The organism is Pedobacter sp. MR2016-24 (assembly GCF_026239655.1).
Classification (GTDB): domain Bacteria; phylum Bacteroidota; class Bacteroidia; order Sphingobacteriales; family Sphingobacteriaceae; genus Pedobacter.
Map to the genome: position 1 here is coordinate 60748 of NZ_JAPIVO010000004.1, position 18581 is coordinate 79328.

The 18581-nt window shown below is 39.2% G+C and carries 18 protein-coding genes; 13 read left to right on the forward strand and 5 right to left on the reverse strand.

Annotation, left to right across the window (positions count from 1 at the left end; translation table 11 throughout):
* Positions 1–754: 754 nt before the first annotated feature.
* Positions 755–2233, reverse strand: a complete 1479-nt coding sequence (locus OQX62_RS11445) for a glycine--tRNA ligase (protein WP_265831670.1) — start codon at positions 2231–2233, stop codon at positions 755–757.
* A gap of 83 nt (positions 2234–2316) precedes the next feature.
* Between OQX62_RS11445 and OQX62_RS11450 the strand changes: the two genes are divergently transcribed.
* A complete protein-coding gene (locus OQX62_RS11450) occupies positions 2317–3024 on the forward strand; it encodes an ATP-binding cassette domain-containing protein (RefSeq protein ID WP_265832172.1) in 708 nt (235 codons plus the stop codon).
* A gap of 95 nt (positions 3025–3119) precedes the next feature.
* The gene (locus tag OQX62_RS11455) at positions 3120–3662 is read left to right on the forward strand and encodes an outer membrane beta-barrel protein (protein WP_265831671.1); all 543 of its coding nucleotides are present in this window, start codon (positions 3120–3122) and stop codon (positions 3660–3662) included.
* Positions 3663–3715: 53 nt separating this feature from the next.
* On the opposite strand, the gene OQX62_RS11460 is transcribed toward OQX62_RS11455, so the two are convergent.
* Positions 3716–4519, reverse strand: a complete 804-nt coding sequence (locus OQX62_RS11460; RefSeq protein WP_265831672.1) for a M91 family zinc metallopeptidase — start codon at positions 4517–4519, stop codon at positions 3716–3718.
* 229 nt (positions 4520–4748) lie between these two features.
* Between OQX62_RS11460 and gldF the strand changes: the two genes are divergently transcribed.
* From gldF to OQX62_RS11480, 4 genes are all read left to right on the forward strand, one after another.
* A complete protein-coding gene (gene gldF, locus OQX62_RS11465; RefSeq protein WP_265831673.1) occupies positions 4749–5477 on the forward strand; it encodes a gliding motility-associated ABC transporter permease subunit GldF in 729 nt (242 codons plus the stop codon).
* Positions 5471–7156: a gliding motility-associated ABC transporter substrate-binding protein GldG gene (gene gldG, locus OQX62_RS11470; protein ID WP_265831674.1), complete on the forward strand. Its 1686-nt coding sequence runs from the start codon at positions 5471–5473 to the stop codon at positions 7154–7156. Before gldF ends, gldG begins: the two co-directional genes overlap by 7 nt.
* Before the next feature lie 34 nt (positions 7157–7190).
* Positions 7191–8315, forward strand: a complete 1125-nt coding sequence (dnaN, locus tag OQX62_RS11475) for a DNA polymerase III subunit beta (RefSeq protein ID WP_265831675.1) — start codon at positions 7191–7193, stop codon at positions 8313–8315.
* 78 nt (positions 8316–8393) lie between these two features.
* Positions 8394–9053: a VTT domain-containing protein gene (locus OQX62_RS11480; protein WP_265831676.1), complete on the forward strand. Its 660-nt coding sequence runs from the start codon at positions 8394–8396 to the stop codon at positions 9051–9053.
* On the opposite strand, the gene OQX62_RS11485 is transcribed toward OQX62_RS11480, so the two are convergent.
* From OQX62_RS11485 to OQX62_RS11495, 3 genes are read right to left on the reverse strand one after another with little or no spacing between them, the layout of a single operon-like run.
* Positions 9050–10006, reverse strand: coding sequence for a zinc dependent phospholipase C family protein (locus OQX62_RS11485; protein WP_265831677.1), 957 nt, complete (start codon positions 10004–10006; stop codon positions 9050–9052). The two genes, OQX62_RS11480 and OQX62_RS11485, sit on opposite strands and share 4 nt — an antisense overlap.
* Before the next feature lie 33 nt (positions 10007–10039).
* Positions 10040–11137 carry a DUF3810 domain-containing protein gene (locus OQX62_RS11490; protein WP_265831678.1) on the reverse strand — a complete coding sequence of 366 codons (1098 nt, stop codon included), beginning with the start codon at positions 11135–11137 and terminating at the stop codon, positions 10040–10042.
* Between the two features lie 13 nt (positions 11138–11150).
* The gene (locus OQX62_RS11495; protein ID WP_265831679.1) at positions 11151–12485 is read right to left on the reverse strand and encodes a dihydroorotase; all 1335 of its coding nucleotides are present in this window, start codon (positions 12483–12485) and stop codon (positions 11151–11153) included.
* 194 nt (positions 12486–12679) lie between these two features.
* On the opposite strand from OQX62_RS11495, the gene OQX62_RS11500 reads away from it, so the two are divergent.
* The 7 genes from OQX62_RS11500 to OQX62_RS11530 all read left to right on the forward strand — a co-directional run bounded on the left by OQX62_RS11500 (position 12680) and on the right by OQX62_RS11530 (position 18541).
* Positions 12680–14017 carry a DEAD/DEAH box helicase gene (locus OQX62_RS11500; RefSeq protein WP_265831680.1) on the forward strand — a complete coding sequence of 446 codons (1338 nt, stop codon included), beginning with the start codon at positions 12680–12682 and terminating at the stop codon, positions 14015–14017.
* Between the two features lie 295 nt (positions 14018–14312).
* Positions 14313–14648, forward strand: a complete 336-nt coding sequence (gldC, locus tag OQX62_RS11505; protein WP_265831681.1) for a gliding motility protein GldC — start codon at positions 14313–14315, stop codon at positions 14646–14648.
* Positions 14649–14819: 171 nt separating this feature from the next.
* Positions 14820–15227 carry a hypothetical protein gene (locus tag OQX62_RS11510; protein WP_265831682.1) on the forward strand — a complete coding sequence of 136 codons (408 nt, stop codon included), beginning with the start codon at positions 14820–14822 and terminating at the stop codon, positions 15225–15227.
* Entirely contained in the window at positions 15205–15864 is a 660-nt protein-coding gene (locus OQX62_RS11515) for a heme exporter protein CcmB (protein WP_265831683.1), read from the forward strand. The genes OQX62_RS11510 and OQX62_RS11515 overlap by 23 nt, the downstream gene beginning before the upstream one ends.
* A 107-nt stretch (positions 15865–15971) precedes the next feature.
* A complete protein-coding gene (gene ccsA / locus OQX62_RS11520) occupies positions 15972–16628 on the forward strand; it encodes a cytochrome c biogenesis protein CcsA (RefSeq protein WP_265831684.1) in 657 nt (218 codons plus the stop codon).
* Between the two features lie 147 nt (positions 16629–16775).
* Positions 16776–16955, forward strand: coding sequence for a CcmD family protein (locus OQX62_RS25100; protein ID WP_265832173.1), 180 nt, complete (start codon positions 16776–16778; stop codon positions 16953–16955).
* Positions 16956–17119: 164 nt separating this feature from the next.
* Complete coding sequence (locus tag OQX62_RS11530) at positions 17120–18541, forward strand: Glu/Leu/Phe/Val family dehydrogenase (RefSeq protein ID WP_265831685.1); 1422 nt, start codon at positions 17120–17122, stop codon at positions 18539–18541.
* The last annotated feature ends 40 nt before the right edge of the window (positions 18542–18581 follow it).

Below are 18581 nucleotides of genomic sequence, written 5' to 3' on the forward strand. Positions count from 1 at the left end.
TTTAACTCTAAAGTATCGCTAAAGTTCATTGTGATTTTAAATGAATTAAATTATATTTGTTTTATTGTAATATTGGGGGGCTTACCGTTGCATATTTGCCTGGGGCACCTCATCAGGTGATTTTATTGTACAAAAAATATGAAAAAGTAACTCATAGAAGAGTTATTTGTCCGCCTGGAACAGGTAAAATATGAAAAAGATTTAATAGAGCACTGGAGTGCTCTTGATCCGCAACAAATTCTGAAATATGCCAAATGGCGTAATTTTATGAAGGTGATTAATAACGCGAAGACTGCATGCGAAAACAGCGCTGTAGCTATTCTGGATCATTTTGTTGACGTCAACAAAATGATCCCATTGGGCAAAGGAGGCACTAGACAAGTGGAAGATATTGCATGAACAAGGTATGCTTGCTACCTGATTGCACAAAATGGAGACGCTTCAAATAGCCAGATTGCATTTGCGCAGACCTATTTTGCTGTTCAGACCAGAAAACAGGAAATCATTGAACAGCGGTTACTGGATGTTGATCGTTTAAATGCAAGGACTAAACTGACACGTTCTGAGAAAAAACTATCTGGTGTATTGTATGAGCGAGGTGTAGATGAAAAGGCTTTGCTTTGATCAGAACTGCCGGGGATCAGATGAAAAAGGAAAAACGACATCCTTGTATGATGCTGTCATTTTTGCAATGCAAAGACAGGTTTCAGAACAGGGATGTCGCTTTTATAACAAATTAGGAATTAAATCGCTTTTATCTTAATAAGTTCTTCCAGCTCACTTTACTTGCGATCAGCGAATCAAGATCTTTGATATCAATTCTTTGCTGCTCCATGCTGTCACGGTGACGGATAGTTACACTGTCATCTTCCAGTGTCTGATGATCTACAGTAATACAGAAGGGTGTACCGATAGCATCTTGTCTGCGATAACGTTTACCAATAGAATCTTTCTCTTCAAAGACAACGTTATAATCCAGTTTTAAAGCGTCCATAATCTCCCTGGCTTTTTCCGGCAGACCATCTTTCTTCGTCAATGGTAAAATAGCAGCTTTTATAGGTGCCAGACAAGGATGCAGGTGTAATACTGTACGGCTATCCTGTTTTTCACCTTCACTTAAATCCTGCTCTTCAAAAGCATTGATCATAGTTAGCAAAAACATCCTGTCTAAACCAATAGATGTTTCAATAACGTAAGGAACATAATTCCCATAAGGTTTACCTTCTTCATTCAAGTCGTTATCGAAGTATTGCATTTTTTTGCCGGAAAACTCCTGGTGCTGTGTTAAATCGAAATCTGTACGGCTATGGATACCTTCCACTTCTTTGAATCCGAACGGGAATTCAAACTCAATATCTACGGCTGCATTGGCATAATGAGCTAATTTAGCATGATCGTGGTAACGGTATTTAGCTGCGTCAGTTCCTAAAGCAGTATGCCATTTTAGTCTTGCTTCTTTCCAGTAGGCGTACCATTTCATTTCCTCACCCGGACGAACAAAGAATTGCATTTCCATTTGTTCGAATTCACGCATACGCATAATAAACTGGCGTGCGATTACTTCATTTCTGAAAGCCTTACCGATCTGCGCAATTCCAAAAGGAATCTTCATCCTTCCGGATTTCTGTACGTTAAGGAAGTTTACGAAGATACCTTGTGCCGTTTCAGGACGGAGATATACTTCTTCAGCACCTTCTGCCATTGCACCAAACTGGGTGCTGAACATCAGATTAAACTGACGTACATCAGTCCAGTTTTTCGTTCCGCTAACAGGGCAGGCGATTTCATGCTCTTCTATCAATACTTTTAACTGCTGCAGATTTTCCGCTTTTAGCGCATCATCCATATCAGCCTGCAGTTTTGCAGCTTTATCTGTTTTGCCGTCTTTCTCATAACGCGCAATCTTATCTTCTAATAACTGGTCGGCACGGTAACGTTTTTTTGAATCTTTATTATCGATCATCGGGTCACTAAAACCATCAACGTGTCCGCTTGCTTTCCATACTTTAGGGTGCATAAATATTGCAGAATCAATCCCTACAATATTATCATGCATTTGAACCATTGATTTCCACCAATAGGTTTTTATATTATTTTTTAATTCTGCACCTAGCTGACCGTAATCATATACGGCACTTAATCCATCATAAATTTCGCTGCTTTGAAATACAAAACCATATTCCTTGGCGTGTGAGATCACATTCTTAAATTGTTCGTCGTTTGTTTTGGCCATAATATTGCAAAGATAGAATTTGAGGGGTAATTTTAATCTATATTAAAGGCTAATTATTACTTTTGAGCAGGAGAGCTTTCAGTATGAGTATAAAGGTAGAAGGATTGTCAAAATACTACGGACAACAAAAAGCGGTTAATGGAATGAGTTTTGAGGCAATGCCAGGTAAGATACTCGGATTTCTGGGGCCTAATGGCGCCGGAAAGTCTACTACAATGAAAATGCTCACCGGCTATCTGCAACCGACTTCAGGAAGAGCAACTCTTGGTGGATTTGATACACAGCTCCAAAGTCTGGAAATGAGACGCATTTTGGGATATCTGCCAGAAAATACGCCCTTGTATACGGATATGTATGTGCGTGAGTTTCTTGCTTTTGTCGCTGATACCTATCAGCTCGAGCATACTGCTGTGAAGGTTAAAGAAGTGATAGACAGGGTAGGCCTGGGTGAAGAACAGCATAAAAAAATAAATATGCTGAGTAAAGGTTATAAACAACGTGTAGGGCTTGCACAGGCAATCATTCATCAGCCTGAGATATTAATACTGGATGAACCTACTTCCGGACTGGATCCTAATCAGTTAAGTGATATCCGAACTTTAATAAAAGATCTTGGAGCCAACAAGACAGTTATTCTTTCCACACATATCATGCAGGAAGTAGAAGCACTTTGCGACCAGGTGATTATCATCAGGAAAGGAGAAATTGTTGCTAATTCTGCATTGACTGTTCTTAAAAGTCAACATCATACTGATTCTCTGGAAGATATTTTCAGAACGCTAACTAATTGAGAAATAGCAATTTGTTAAACAGTTGTTAAGATTGGCCAACTTTTTGTTTAGGAGGTCAGTAAATTAACCAACACTGTAAACTTAAAATAAACGTTATGAAAAAATTATTTTTACTAACAGCTCTCGCCGGAATGTTCGCAATCTCGAATGTTTCTGCTCAAACAAAAGACCCTGCTATGAGTGGTCAGAAATTAGGTATTGGCGCTGAATTTGCTTTTCCAACTGGTGATTTTGGTGATTACACTGACTTCGGATATGGTGGTTCATTACAATTTCAAACTCCAATTGCTGAAAAATTAAACTTTACGGCTACTGCTGGATATATCAATTTTAAATACAAAGACGTTACCATACCTGGTTTCGCCACTTTTGACGGTGGTAACTTTGGCGTTATACCTGTTAAAATAGGTGCAAGATACTTTTTGGCAGAAAATTTCTATGCGGGTGGTGAATTAGGTGCTGCGTTTACTACTGGAGATAATTCAGAAACTTCATTTGTCTACACACCAAATATTGGTGTTGAATTTCCTGTATCTGATAAAGGATCCATTGATTTAGGTGCAAGGTATGAAGCATGGTCAAACAATGGAACTGCGAAATTTATTGGTTTGAGACTGGCTTATAACTTTGGTCTTTAATCCTAATCATTTAAAAATTTAACATTATGGCCGGATCATCCGGCCATAATATTTTAAAGCTTATACCACAGCGGATAAATAGGTAAATTAGCAGACGTCAGCAACCTGTTACCGCTACCTTCAATAAAATTGCCTGATATGTCTACATTCCAGCTGTAATGTGTTCGGAGAGGTAAGCCTAACTGTCTTCTTAAGATATTTTCTCTGTAAACAGTTTGCCATTCGCTCTTGGCAATTCCATTTGCAGGTCTATCGTCCAGCATTCCACGATTGGCATCCAAACCATGAAACATATCATGAGCTAAATCCAGCGAAGGGTTTGCTTGTCCACCTTCAATTGTAGGGAGAACTGTTCCATAGGGATTCCATGATATAATCCCTCCTGAACCTCCATTAATTTCAATACCGGCTTGATTTAACGAAGTTCTTGTCGATTGCTGCTCCGGATCTGTCTTGAACTGGTTTGCATAAGCCTTACACACATCGTCAGCTCTGAAATATCCATTCCCTTGTTCTATCGTGAATTTGTTTGTAGACTGTTCAAGTTCATTGATCATAACCGATCCCTCGTTTCCCCTATAAATCTGACTCAAGGCGCTGACAGCATGCTTCAGAAAACCTTTCCTCTTTTTTGTGTACTGTAGTCCATTTTTATAAACATGACCAGATATATACAAATACTTATCTCCTTTATACTCGATCAGTAACGAGTCCAGACTAGTTTTATAGTATACTATATTTGTCTCAGGGATCAGATCCTTAACAACTGGTTGTGCATTTCCGCATAATATGGGAAGTTTAAAGGCTACGATCAGGAAAATCAGCTTTGCATTACCCATAGATTTAATTATTTTCATAGCTATAAGTTTTATGTTTTGATTATCAATTGATTATATAAATATAAATCAGGAATTTTCAGGTGATCTGTTCATCTTGTTTTTTCTTCTTTGCTAAAAGGATTAAATCATTTTTATAGCTGTTAATAAGCTGATATTTAGGTTATTGTGTCGTTGTGAATGCTTGGGCGGTTAAATTTTCTGATTTACCTGATATTTACATAACTTCGGCAGCATTATCCAATTAAGCATGTACGCAGTATTTAAACGTGAATTATTCAGTTTACTCAATTCCCTGATGGCCTATATTACTATCGGCGTATTTCTATTGGTTTCTGGTTTACTTTTATGGTTTTTTCCTGATACCTCTATTCTTGAATATGGTTATGCTGAATTAAATGGTTTTTTCAGTCTAAGCCCCTTCTTATTTATATTTTTAATTCCTGCCATTACCATGCGCTCATTTGCAGAAGAGCGAAGGGAGGGGACTTATATTTTGCTGGCGAGCAGACCGCTGTCCGACTGGCAAATTATACTGGGTAAATATTTAGCTTGTTTTGTGTTAGTCATTTTCGCCCTGATTCCTACTTTACTCTATTATTATTCAATAGTCCAGTTGGGTTTGCCCCAGGGAAATATTGATGGTGGTGCCGTTACGGGTTCCTATATCGGGCTGCTATTATTGGGGGCTGTTTTTGTTTCGATTGGCATATTTTCTTCAGCTATCACCAAAAATCAGGTAATTGCTTTTGCTGTAGCAGTTTTTATATCATTTATTGTCTACAGCGGCTTCGATGCGTTAAGCAAAATATTCTCGCTGAGTTTATTAGAATCGGTATTTGCCTGGCTTAGTATAAATGTGCATTTTCAGTCGATGAGCCGGGGAGTGATTGATACGCGTGATCTGATCTATTTTATTACATTTATTACCCTATTTTTAGGCATGACAAGATTGGTGATAGGAGGCAGGAAATGGTAAAAGAAGTCAGAAACAAATGGACCGGAACGGTAATTTTCTTACTCCTGCTGGTAGCTTTAAATATAGCAGCACAGTATACCTATACCCGTTTCGATTTCACCAAAGAGCATAGATTCACATTAAATTCAAAAACTAAAACAGTACTTGATAAATTGCCGGCAGACATTACCATAACCGTCTTTTTGGACGGAACACTTCCTGCAGCATTTAAACGGTTAAAAAATGCTACTGCAGATTTGCTTGACGATTACAAAGCGAACCAGAGCACACATATAAAAGTAGTGTTCGTTGATCCTATAGCTGGTTTGCCGCAAAACGAACAAACTACAGTTCTGAATAATTTGTATAACATCGGCATTGAGCCTACTAATCTGAACATCAAAAACGATGCTGGATTTGCTCAGAAGACTATTTTCCCTATGGCTATAGTGGCTTCGGGAGATAAACAAATCCCTGTAAAATTGCTACAGAACCTTGATGCTGGGGGCAACTATGAAGAGAATATCAACAATTCCATCCAGAACCTGGAATATGTATTTACTTCTGCTATTCAGAAGGTAATTACAGCTGAACATCCAAGAATCGGTTTCACTGAAGGGAACGGGGAACCATCCGATCTATATATTGGAGATGCAATGCGTGCGCTTGGTGATAGCTATGAGGTCGGTCGGGTAGACCTCAATGTCATTGATAAAAAAGGCCTGGATAAACTCAAAATATTGTTTGTTATCAAACCTCAAAAGGAATTTTCGGAAGCGGTTAAATACAAGATTAATTATTTTGTAATGAACGGCGGCAGGATAGTGTGGAGTATTGATCAGGTAAGTGCAGACCTTGATAGTCTGCAGGGATCGGGAGAACAATTGGCATTTAACAACAAACTTAATCTGGATGACATGCTTTTTATGTATGGCGCCCGGATAAACTACAACCTTATTGCAGACCTGAACTGCGCAGAAATCCCTGTTGCAATGAACGGCGGTCAGCAACGTGATATCCAGATGGCACCATGGATATATTATCCGGTTCTCCTTCCGGATACTTCCAGCAGTCTGGTCAAAAATATAGATGGCATCCGTTCGGAATTTGTCAGTTCTGTTGACACGCTGGGAGTAAAGGGTGTGAAAAAAACATTTATTCTCAATTCCTCTGCTTTTAATCAGCTGCACAATACACCAGAGGTTTTGTCCCTGCGTACAATTGCAGAAACGCCAGATCAGCGTCTGTTTGCTCATCCTCCACAGCATGCTGCGGTTTTACTGGAAGGGAGTTTTCCCTCAGTGTTTTTAAACAGGGGTATCCCACCGGGAATTACAGAGGATTATGATAGTCCGCAAACCAGTAAGTCGACAAAAATGATTGTGATTGGAGATGGAGATACCTTCAGAAACCAGGTAAGCAGTCGTGATGGTTCTGTTTTTCCGCTGGGCTTCGATCGTTATACCCAAAGAAATTTTGGAAACAAGGCATTCTTGTTAAACATAGCAGATTACCTGTCATCGGAAGTGAATTTAATTGATTTAAGGAATAAAGAGGTAAAGATCAGGCTATTGGATAAACAATTAGTGAGAACCGGGAAAACAAAGTGGCAGATCATCAATCTGATTCTTCCCCTTTTATTGTTAATATCCTTCGCAATTTTTCAACATTATTACCGCAAACATAAGTATACAAGGTAATTTTTATATTTTTGAGAACTGACAAGATCATATTATGAGATTTATTGTATCCACATCTACGCTTTTAAAACATTTACAGACGGTTAATGGCGCGTCTAGCAGCAGTACGGTTTTACCGATACTGGAAAATTTCCTTTTTGAGATTAAAGACGGAAATTTAACCATTTCTGCAACTGATTTACAGACTAGTATGACCACATCTCTGCCTGTAGAGTCTAAAGAAGGGGGTAAGGTAGCTGTTCCTGCAAGAATTTTATTAGATACTTTAAAAACGCTTCCGGATCAGCCTATTTCTTTCAATATCGACGATAGTACATTCTCGATTGAAATCAGTGCCGGAGATGGTAAGTACAAATTGAGTGGTGAAAATGGTGACGACTTCCCTAAAATACCTGTAGTTGAAAATGCTTCTTCAGTAAACCTTCCTGCTTCAGTATTGACGGAGGCGATTACAAAAACTATTTTTGCAGTGAGTAACGATGAACTTCGTCCTGCAATGACCGGAGTATATTGCCAGCTATCTGATCAGCATATCACATTTGTTGCTACCGATGCACACAAACTGGTAAGATACAGACGTATGGATAGCAAGGCTGATAAAACTGCATCTTTCATTCTGCCAAAAAAAGCACTTACCTTATTAAAAGGTGCTTTGCCATCAACGGATATCAGTGTTTCTGTAGATTACAATGCTACCAGTGCATTTTTCAAGTTTGAAAATATTAACCTTGTCTGTCGTTTGATTGATGAGCGTTATCCTGATTATGAGGCTGTAATTCCGGCTAATAATCCTAATAAATTGATTATCGACAGGGCCTTGTTCTTAAATACATTACGCAGGGTGGTGATCTTTGCTAATAAAACTACCCATCAGGTCAGACTAAAGATCAATGGCTCCGAATTGAATATCTCTTCGGAGGATCTGGATTTCGCTAATGAGGCTCATGAGCGCTTAAGCTGCCAATATGAAGGTGAAGATCTGGAAATTGGTTTCAATGCACGTTTCCTGATCGAAATGTTAAGTAACCTAAGTGGTGAGGAAGTGACTTTGGAGCTTTCTACTCCCAACCGTGCAGGTCTGCTGATCCCGCAAACTAATAATGAAAACGAGGACGTTTTAATGTTGGTGATGCCGGTTATGCTGAATAATTACAACTAATTAAAAAAAACATATCTTTGAACGTCATTACGGATGAATAAAATTCTATCGTAATGACGTTTTTTCATTCAGATACCTATGGAGATTATCAATCAGCTCATTCAATTTATTCTGCATACAGATGTAGAACTCGTTAAATTGGTAAATAATTACCAGACATGGACTTACCTCTTTTTATTTATCATCATTTTCGCTGAAACAGGTTTTGTGGTGACGCCATTCCTGCCCGGTGATTCTATGTTATTCGCAGTCGGTGCACTGATTGCAAAAGGCAATACAGGACTGGATATCTGGATCATGTTTCTCATCTTAACTATCGCTGCAATTGTTGGTAATAGTTTAAATTACAGATTGGGGAGTTATTTCGGGATCAAAGTTTTTAAAGAAGGAAATAAAGTTTTAAAGCTGGAATACTACAATAAATCGCATATGTTCTTTGAAAAACATGGTGGTAAAGCAATTATTTTCAGTCGTTTCTTACCTATCATCAGAACAATAGCACCTTTTGTTGCTGGTGTTGCAAAAATGCCTTTCGGTAAATTTACCTATTTCAATGTGATTGGTGGAATTGCCTGGATTGCAAGTTTATTGTTCGCAGGATTTTTACTGGGACAAATTCCAATCATCAAGAATAACTTTTCTATTGTGATTATCTTTATTGCGGTGGTGACATTTGTACCTGTTATCTATGCTGCAGTGAAATCAAGATTTAAAGCCAAAGAAGTGTTGGAGAGCTAAGGCTCACGACCAATAATTTTGCCCTTATTAAACTTTATATTCTGATCCGCTTCTGCTCTTTTATCAGCAGAAGCGGATCTTTTTTTTGGGAAGTTCTCCAGTTGCGGTTGTCCTGCGTCTACCCAGGCAGAAAACCAGTAGGAGCCAATCGCTAAAATGGCCAATTGCATCTGTTTTTCCACCATATTGTTCATTCTCTCGTGATAGGCCCTGGAATATGCTTCAGAATATTGTTTCATTACCTGTTGATTGCGTTCGCTATAACTATATTTCCTGTCAGCAGGAAACGCACGATTCAAATCTGCCTCTGTTAATAGCACACTATCTACGAGTAAATGCGTATGCCTGATAATTTTCCAGGCTTCTTTTAGAGGGTCATTTATATAAATCGCCTTTCCTACCAGGTAGTTGTATTTTGAGGCGTATAATTCTGGCAGGCGACTTTCCCAGAAGCCATGTATACCCACCTGATTAGTGAGTTGCCCGTTATGATTCTGAGTCGTATGCAAAGGAACATGCGCATCACCCAGATAATGCCCCAGATAAGCGGAATTGATTAATATACGCATGGAATCACGCTCTTTCATGGCATTGACAAGTTTGTAATAACTGCGCTGAATTTGCCAGGGTAAAATACCATTGTTATTCAGTTTCACTAGTCCGTATTTTAACACGGCAGCTTCCCACTTCATGGGAATACTATCTATATGGTTTTCGTACACTTCTACATCGAGATAATGCCTCGCAGCCTCAGCTGTATCTGCATATCTTCTTTTGTCGGGGTCTACCGCATGTTCGGTCACATAAGTAATATTATTTTTATAAAACCTGATCATTCCTGCAGGCAGCGTGAAGACTGCCAGACGATTGATGCGCATGTGGGCAAAGAAACCCCATGACCCGGTGACCAATGACAGGATCAAAAGAAGTATAACAATGAAAGGACGTTTCATTGCCTAATTTATCAGGAAAGCAGATTAAGATGGTTAATTATTTTTTAATTCTTTACGATGCAGGTTGAAAACCCATAAAACTATATCCTGGTAGCTATCTGTACCTTTTACCTGATTGTTAATTTTAAGGAATTTGTCCAGCGCTACATTCATATAAGCAGACATGTCGCCATTATATTGCATCCAGAATTCACGTTCTTTCCGAAAGTCATTGAGTGTAGCTGCATTGATTTTTTTATAAAGTATTTCAAAATCCTCAGGAGATTTCATCCGCATCTCAAAGAGCACGCTTCTTAAAATATTGTAATTACCCGAATACTGAAAGTCTACATCGGTACTATTTGTACTGACCATATAACCTATCAGGTTTGCTTCATCTTCTCTCGCTATACCCAGCTGGTGGGATATTTCGTGGCATGCTACAAACGGTAAAGTAAATTCGGGCAGTCTCATATTTATGTTTGCCTCGCCGGAGGGTGGACAGTAATAACCTTCGATACCTATTTTAGTAATGAGCCAGCTGAATAAAACTGGTTTTAAAGCAGGGGATCTGTAATTGAAAAATGGATTTAATTTTACCATTTTATCATATGCTTTCTTGGATCCGGCTGCTAATCCGGCTGCTGTATAAACTTTCTTCCCCTGATGATCAGGCTGGCTGGCCTTGATCTGATTCACACGTTTAATCAGGAAATCACCTAAGGCTACAAGATCTTTTGTAGTATATTTTTCATCACTTATACCTAATCTGCCGGTGATAGAAGGTCTGGAATAATTAAGTCCCCATAACAGTTTAAAAACGATATAAAGGATGAGCATAAAGTTAACAGGCTGGATCAGGAGTGTTTTATTTGATTTGCCGCCGAAATATTTTTTTGTTGTAATCAGCTTTTTTACCGCCCTGAAAATAGAAAACAGCACATACCCTACAAGGGCCAGATACATGAAGTCGCCCAGGGCAAAAGGGAACACTGAACTGATCAGTCTTTGTGCAACAGCACTCAACTGGTAAAAACCATCGGAGTACAAAAATTCAACAGCATTGCTGCTCATTCCAAACAGGAAAATCAGCAATGCTATGGCAAATAATATTGCCGTTTTTTTAAGTTGAGTTCTGATTTCAGGAGCCATCTGCTGTGGAGGTTTAGCGGTTAAATGCTAGTCTCTTTCCTGTTTCATTAGTCATAAATTTACCCTTATAATAAGCAAGATTACCCGAAATGAATGTATGTGTGATGTCTGCTTTAAAAGTCTGACCTTCAAAAGGTGACCAGCCGCATTTATAGAGAATATTGGTTCTGGTAACCTTAACGGGATCGTTTAGGTCAACCAATACCAGGTCTGCCCAATAACCTTCCCTGATAAAACCTCTTCTGTCTATCTGAAAACAGGTAGCCACATTGTGTGCTGTCTTTTCAACAATTTGTTCTAAAGAGATTTTTCCATCGTGGTACATTTCCAGCAATGCAGATAAGGCATGTTGTACCAGTGGACCTCCCGATGGTGCCTGTAAATAGGGTAATGCTTTTTCTTCTATGGTATGTGGTGCGTGATCTGTTGCAATTACATCAATATGGCCATCCAGTACGCCTTTTAAAATCGCAGCTTTGTCCAATGCTGTTTTTACTGCAGGGTTCCATTTAATCAGGTTGCCTTTCTCAGTATAGTCGTGGTCATCAAACCAAAGATGATGCACACAAGCTTCGGCAGTAATTCTCTTGTCAATCAGCGGCGTTACAGCATCAAATAAGGCTACTTCTTTCGCTGTAGAGATATGGAGAATATGTAATCTTGTATTGTGTTTTTTAGCCAGGGAAACTGCCATAGAAGAAGAGAGGTAACAAGCTTCTGCCGAACGGATCAGCGGATGCATGTCTATAGTGATGTTTTCACCATATTTTTCTTTATAGGCAGCCATATTACGCTGAATAGTCATTTCATCTTCGCAGTGTGTGGCAACAAGCATAGGTGCTTTACTAAAGATATTTTCCAGCACCTGTTCATTATCTACCAGCATATTTCCTGTAGATGAACCCATAAATACTTTGATCCCACAAACATTTGCAGGATCTGTCTTCAGCACTTCCTCAATGTTATTGTTGGAGGCACCCATGAAAAAAGAGTAGTTGGCGAGCGACATTTCTGAGGCAATCTCATATTTATCTGCCAGTAATTCCTGTGTCAGCGTATTTGGAACCGTGTTCGGCATTTCCATAAAGGAAGTAATTCCTCCTGCTACAGCTGCCATGCTTTCAGAAAAGATATCCGCTTTATGTGTTAATCCCGGTTCACGGAAATGCACCTGGTCATCTATCATCCCCGGTAGCAAATGCAGACCTTCTGCATTGATCTCCTGATCTGCCTTACGGTCTATCACAGGGTTAATTTCTTCAATAAATCCGTCTTTTATATAGACATCAGCAACGAATGTTTTGCCTTCATTGACAAGTGTTGCGCCTTTGATAAGGATGGTTTTCATGGTGCCAAATCTATGATTTTTCACTAATAATTAATCGTTTTTTATAGGTTATGAAGCGATCATGATCTTTTTATTGCTGTTAGTGAGCTGTAAGATCATGATCGAGTCCTCAATGATGAGGATAAGAGAATAATCATCATTCGGTTAATTTTGTTTTTACCCTTCGCTAATACAGATTATAGTATATTTGCAAAATGCCAAAAACATTTGAAGAGTTTAACCTGAACAGACAGATTTTAAATGCTGTAGCTGATGCAGGTTTTACAGTTGCGACTCCTATACAAGAAAAAGCAATTGCACCTGTGCTATCCGGACAGGATATTTTTGGTATCGCTGAAACCGGGACGGGGAAAACGGCTGCCTATGTTTTGCCGATATTAATGCAGTTAAAATATGCTCAGGGTGATGCCGCGAGAGCTTTAATTCTGGCGCCCACACGCGAGCTGGCCATGCAGATTGCAGAACACGTGAAAATTTTCTCTAAATATACAGATCTGCGTTCAGTAGTTGTTTTTGGTGGAATCGGACCGAAAACACAGATCGAACAGATAAAAGCCGGGGTAGATATTATCATTGCTACACCAGGTAGATTCCTTGATATTTATTTAGCTGGTCATATCAATACGCAGTATCTGAAGTTCCTGGTACTGGATGAAGCAGATAAAATGATGGACATGGGCTTTATTGGTTCGATCCACAGGATCCTCGAAATTGTACCGCGCAGAAGACAAAACCTGCTTTTCTCGGCTACGATGAGTGAACTCGTACATAAAATAGCGGGTGACTTTCTTAAAAATCCTACCATTATTGAAGTGGGTGAACAGGCAACCCCTGCACAGACAGTTACTCAGGTATTGTATGATGTGCCCAACTTCAAGACTAAAATCAATCTCCTGCAACATCTGCTGAAGAACGATGTGGATTTTAAGAGGTTAATGATCTTCTGTAAAACCAAGACCGTAGCAGACAATATCCATAGCTTTATCGAGCGCCGCTTTGGTGCCGAAGCCGTACGTGTTATTCATGCCAATAAAGGTCAGAATACCAGGATCAACTCTATCAACGCTTTTAAAGAAGGTAACCTCCGTGTTCTTGTGGCTACAGATGTGGCCTCAAGAGGGATTGATGTTGCTGAAGTAAGTCATGTGATTAATTTTGATGTACCCATCATCATTGAAGATTATGTTCACCGTATCGGCCGTACTGGTCGTGCTTATGCTAAAGGCGATGCCATTACCTTCTGTACTGATGCAGAGAGATATTATATCAAAAAGATTGAGAAACTGATGCGTCAGAGCATTCCGGTGATTCCGGTTCCTGAGGAAGTATTTATAGAAGAAACTCCTTACGAAGAGCGTCAGTATATTGCGAGGGAGATTGATAACCAGAAGCGTAAAGACGATCCTGATTTTAAAGGTGCCTTCCATGAGAAAAAACATGCTGCTGCTATTGCTGCTTCAGCTGCCGCTGCTGCGAAGAAAAAAATGGATAAAACACCAGCCTGGAAGAAGAGGAAATTCAAAAAAACATAACGTTGAAACTAACACCACTTAATATTGTAAGCGCTATATGCCTGGTTACGGGGATTATGATGGTCATTCAACCTGCCACTGTCAATCCCGCCTATTCGGGAATGAATATTTTATGGGCGGGCTTATGTATTTTAACTGCAATAATTGCTTTCATCTCAGATCTAATTTTCCGGAAGTTTATACCTTTACTTCGTAAAATATGGATAGTAGAAGGTATGCTTATCCTGATCACAATAGTGCTGATGCTAATTTTACGAAGCACAATAGCTTAATTTTAAAAGACAATCAATAAATAATGAAGACAGCGGAAATTAAAATAACAGTAGAATTAGATGATAATAATGTACCTGAAAACCTGTTATGGGAATCTACAGATGCAGAAACGCAGGATAAAGTGCCCGTGAAATCTATGATGCTGGCTTTATGGGATCACAATTATAAAAACTCTATGCGTATTGATTTATGGACTAAGGATATGCCCGTAGATGAAATGAAAAGGTTTTTTTATGAGACTTTGCAAACGATGGGAGATAGTTTCTTAAAGGCAACTGGTGAAAAACTGATCATTGAAGATTTGCGTGACTATTGTGCACATTTTGCTGATAAAATGGGAATAGATCCCGGAAAGTAACAAGATAAAACCTGCATAAGCTTAGCGCTTACAATGAGATGAATAAAGCTTCTGCAAGCTCATAACCTTTAAAAACATATATTCTGATGAAACCTGCATAAGCTTACCGTCTATAAAAGAGATGAACAAAGCTTCTGCAAGCTCATAACCTTTAAAAAACAATATATTCTGATGAAAATTCAAGGTGTTATTGGTGCTGTAATTATGGCCGCTGGTGGATTATGTCCACTCGTACATGTCCCGGTTATGGGTAACTGGAATTATTTTGGTATTGACCCCGTAATGGGTGGAATATTTTACCTGATCGTGGTGCTCGCACTACGGTCAGCTGTTTACGATAGGGTAGGCATGTCCCGTTTTTGCGGATGGGCGGCCATTGTTTTCATGCTGCTTACGCTTGCTGCAGTATGGTTTAAGTCGCACGACTATTTCAGTTTTATTCATTTCAAAAGCCTGATCAATCTTGCATCGGGTATGGTGAAATACAAATGGGGTTGGTTTGTGATCCTTGCAGGAGCGCTGGCTTTGATTACAGTGAAAAAAACTTCAATTCCATATGCAGTTAATACAGGAAGTTAGGTATCTGATTAAAAAAGAACTGCTGTTAGAATGGCGTTCAAAATATGCCTTAAACGGCGTAGTACTTTATGTAGTTTCTACCGTATTTGTATGCTTTCTTTCCTTTGTGTCGCTTAGGGGTATCACCTGGAACGCACTGTTCTGGATCATTATGTTATTTGCATCAATTAATACTGTTTCCAAGAGTTTTCTGCAGGAAAGTAAGGGCAGGCAATTATACATCTATACCATTGCAAGCCCCCTGGCACTCATTATCTCAAAGACCATATACAATGTCTTCCTGATGTTGCTTGTCACACTAATTGCCCTGTTCTTTTATACGCTGGTATTTGATTATGTACCGGAAGACCTTGGCCTCTATATTCTGGCAACTATATTAGGAAGCCTGAGTTTCTCCACTATATTTACAATGATATCCGCAATAGCTTCAAAAGCGGGTAATGGGGGTATGCTGATGGCCATTTTAAGTTTCCCCGTGATTATACCAGTGATCACTGTGCTGGTTAAACTGACTAAAAATGCTGTGGATGGGCTGGACAGAAGTGTCAGTTTAGATGAAATAGGCATTCTTTTAATCATAAATGTACTGGTAGCGGCATTTTCTTTACTCTTATTCCCTTATTTGTGGCGTGATTAAGCACGATTTACACGAATCTTGCATAAAATATATAAAGCTTTATTTACCTTTGTCGACGCAAAATAAATCTGATAAAAGATTTGTATTTGCTTCTTAAAACTGAAAGAATGTATAAATCCTGGTGGAAAATTTTAGGCGCAGTACTGGTAGTGTATTCAACTATTTTTGGCTTTTTGTCGCCGGTCCCTGCTTTACCTATCCTGCATCAGGGAATCAGGAACCTTTACTTCCACGTACCCATGTGGTTCAGTATGATTGTTCTTTTTACGATATCAGTTGTGCAGAGTATCAAATATTTAAGCAATAGTAATCAGGAGAATGACCTTAAAGCTGTTCAAAGCGTTAATGCGGGCATTATCTTTGGTATGCTGGGTATTATCACTGGCGCGGTATGGGCCAGGTTTACCTGGGGACAGGCCTGGAGTTTTGATGTAAAACAAAACTTTGCAGCAATTGCGATGTTACTTTATTTCGCCTATCTGGTGTTACGAAATGCGATTGATGAGGAACAAAAGAGAGCCAAGATTTCAGCTATCTATAACATCTTTGCATTTCCGATGATGGTCGTGCTGCTTTTCGTGCTGCCCAGATTATCAGATTCCCTGCATCCGGGTAATGGTGGGAATCCGGGATTTAATTCATATGATCTGGATAGCCGCATGCGCATGGTATTTTATCCTGCTTGTCTTGGCTGGATCCTGATCGGCTATTGGATTTATACCCTTCTGTTCAGAGTGTCTGCCCTTGAAAATAAAGCGCATTAATACAAGCTTAATTACCTATAAAGATCAAATAAATAACCTATGAAACCTGCATAAGTTTACGCAAAACAATAACTAGCCTTATGCAAGCTTCATGACCTATAAATATCAAATAAACAACTTATGAAAAGATTATTCACAACAGCGCTGATGTTGCTAGTTACCCTGCAATTATTTGCACAAGACCAGGACTCGGCATTGGTAAAAGCCCTGTATAGTTCCGAAAGAATATACGTTGTTGTTGTTTGTGTAGCTATTATTTTGTTCGGTTTGCTGTTTTTCCTGTTCTCAATTGACAGAAGATTAAAAAAATTAGAAAAAAAATCTTAGGAAAAAAACCGAGATTAAACGATTTAAAGCATGTTTTGTAGCTTTAAATGCTGTGGTGTGTCCCATACACTAAGATATTCTTCATTTGCATTAATCACTTTTTTTAGTGCAATTTTGCAGCCTCAAGATAATTGAACAGAATTAAATTTCATAATTAACATACAATGGCTACTACAGCAAACGAGACAAATTTTTTTACAGATGTTTGTAAAAACTTTGACAACGCAGCACAATTCACCGGTCACCCAGAGGGCTTATTGTCCCAAATCAAAGCATGTAACAGTGTTTATCGTTTCCAGTTCCCTATCCGCAGAGGAAATGGTTTCGAGGTAATTGATGCGTGGCGTGTTGAACACTCTCACCACATGAGTCCTACCAAAGGAGGAATTCGCTACAGTGAGATGGTTAATGAAGATGAAGTGATGGCACTGGCGGCTTTAATGACCTACAAATGTGCTATCGTGAATGTTCCTTTTGGTGGTGCCAAAGGAGGGATTAAAATCACCCCAAAAAATTACACTACCGGTGAGCTTGAAAACATCACCCGTCGTTACACTACTGAGTTAATCAAAAAGAATTTTATCGGTCCCGGTATTGACGTTCCTGCTCCTGATTATGGATCAGGTGAGCGTGAAATGAGCTGGATTGCTGATACCTATATGACTATGAATCCTGGTCAGCTTGACGCATTAGGTTGTGTTACAGGTAAGCCGATTGCGCTGCACGGTATACGTGGACGTAAAGAAGCTACAGGACGTGGTGTTGCTTACGCTGTAAGGGAATGTGTAAGAGTTACTGAAGATATGCAGAAAATTGGCCTGACGGCTGGTTTGGGCGATAAAAGAGTAATTGTTCAGGGTTTAGGTAACGTAGGTTATCACTCGGCAAAATTCCTTACTGAATTCGGCGCTACAATTGTTGGATTATGCGAATTTGAAGGCGCAATCTACAATGCAAACGGACTGAATGTTGACGAGGTTTTTGCACACCGTAAACTGACGGGCTCTATTCTTGGTTTCCCTGGCGCCACAGAATTTAAAAATTCCATGGAAGGTCTGGAGCAACCATGTGATATTCTTGTGCCGGCGGCTTTAGAGAATCAGATCACCGCAGAAAATATTAAAAATATCAAAGCAAAGATTATTGCTGAAGGTGCAAACGGACCTTGTACTCCCGAAGCGGAGGAGATCTTTACGCAAATGGGAGGGATCATTATTCCTGATATGTACTGTAATGCCGGTGGTGTAACTGTTTCTTATTTTGAGTGGTTAAAGAACCTTTCGCACGTTGCTTTCGGACGTATGGAGAAACGTTATGCAGAAAACTCAAATGCTAACCTGATCAATACACTGGAAAGTTTAACAGGTCAGAGTATTCCTGCAGAACATCGCTTGATGATTGTTAAAGGTGCTTCAGAATTAGAACTGGTTAACTCTGGATTAGAGGATACTATGATTCATTCTTATCATGAGATCAGGGAAACAATGCTTTCTAAACCGGGTATAGAGACTTTGAGGACAGCTGCTTTTGTTGGATCAATCGACAAAATTGCAGTTTCTTACATGAACTTAGGTATCTGGCCATAAGCAGCCTTAATTTTATAAATTTGAAGAAGCCGCAATGTGT

What these genes read in the sequence shown, in the direction of transcription:
- OQX62_RS11445 (WP_265831670.1), bottom strand. Translation starts at nt 2,233, where the DNA reads ATGGCCAAAACAAACGACGAACAATTTAAGAATGTGATCTCACACGCC.
- OQX62_RS11450 (WP_265832172.1), top strand. Translation starts at nt 2,317, where the DNA reads ATGAGTATAAAGGTAGAAGGATTGTCAAAATACTACGGACAACAAAAA.
- OQX62_RS11455 (WP_265831671.1), top strand. Translation starts at nt 3,120, where the DNA reads ATGAAAAAATTATTTTTACTAACAGCTCTCGCCGGAATGTTCGCAATC.
- OQX62_RS11460 (WP_265831672.1), bottom strand. Translation starts at nt 4,519, where the DNA reads ATGAAAATAATTAAATCTATGGGTAATGCAAAGCTGATTTTCCTGATC.
- gldF (WP_265831673.1), top strand. Translation starts at nt 4,749, where the DNA reads ATGTACGCAGTATTTAAACGTGAATTATTCAGTTTACTCAATTCCCTG.
- gldG (WP_265831674.1), top strand. Translation starts at nt 5,471, where the DNA reads ATGGTAAAAGAAGTCAGAAACAAATGGACCGGAACGGTAATTTTCTTA.
- dnaN (WP_265831675.1), top strand. Translation starts at nt 7,191, where the DNA reads ATGAGATTTATTGTATCCACATCTACGCTTTTAAAACATTTACAGACG.
- OQX62_RS11480 (WP_265831676.1), top strand. Translation starts at nt 8,394, where the DNA reads ATGGAGATTATCAATCAGCTCATTCAATTTATTCTGCATACAGATGTA.
- OQX62_RS11485 (WP_265831677.1), bottom strand. Translation starts at nt 10,006, where the DNA reads ATGAAACGTCCTTTCATTGTTATACTTCTTTTGATCCTGTCATTGGTC.
- OQX62_RS11490 (WP_265831678.1), bottom strand. Translation starts at nt 11,137, where the DNA reads ATGGCTCCTGAAATCAGAACTCAACTTAAAAAAACGGCAATATTATTT.
- OQX62_RS11495 (WP_265831679.1), bottom strand. Translation starts at nt 12,485, where the DNA reads ATGAAAACCATCCTTATCAAAGGCGCAACACTTGTCAATGAAGGCAAA.
- OQX62_RS11500 (WP_265831680.1), top strand. Translation starts at nt 12,680, where the DNA reads ATGCCAAAAACATTTGAAGAGTTTAACCTGAACAGACAGATTTTAAAT.
- gldC (WP_265831681.1), top strand. Translation starts at nt 14,313, where the DNA reads ATGAAGACAGCGGAAATTAAAATAACAGTAGAATTAGATGATAATAAT.
- OQX62_RS11510 (WP_265831682.1), top strand. Translation starts at nt 14,820, where the DNA reads ATGAAAATTCAAGGTGTTATTGGTGCTGTAATTATGGCCGCTGGTGGA.
- OQX62_RS11515 (WP_265831683.1), top strand. Translation starts at nt 15,205, where the DNA reads ATGCAGTTAATACAGGAAGTTAGGTATCTGATTAAAAAAGAACTGCTG.
- ccsA (WP_265831684.1), top strand. Translation starts at nt 15,972, where the DNA reads ATGTATAAATCCTGGTGGAAAATTTTAGGCGCAGTACTGGTAGTGTAT.
- OQX62_RS25100 (WP_265832173.1), top strand. Translation starts at nt 16,776, where the DNA reads ATGTTGCTAGTTACCCTGCAATTATTTGCACAAGACCAGGACTCGGCA.
- OQX62_RS11530 (WP_265831685.1), top strand. Translation starts at nt 17,120, where the DNA reads ATGGCTACTACAGCAAACGAGACAAATTTTTTTACAGATGTTTGTAAA.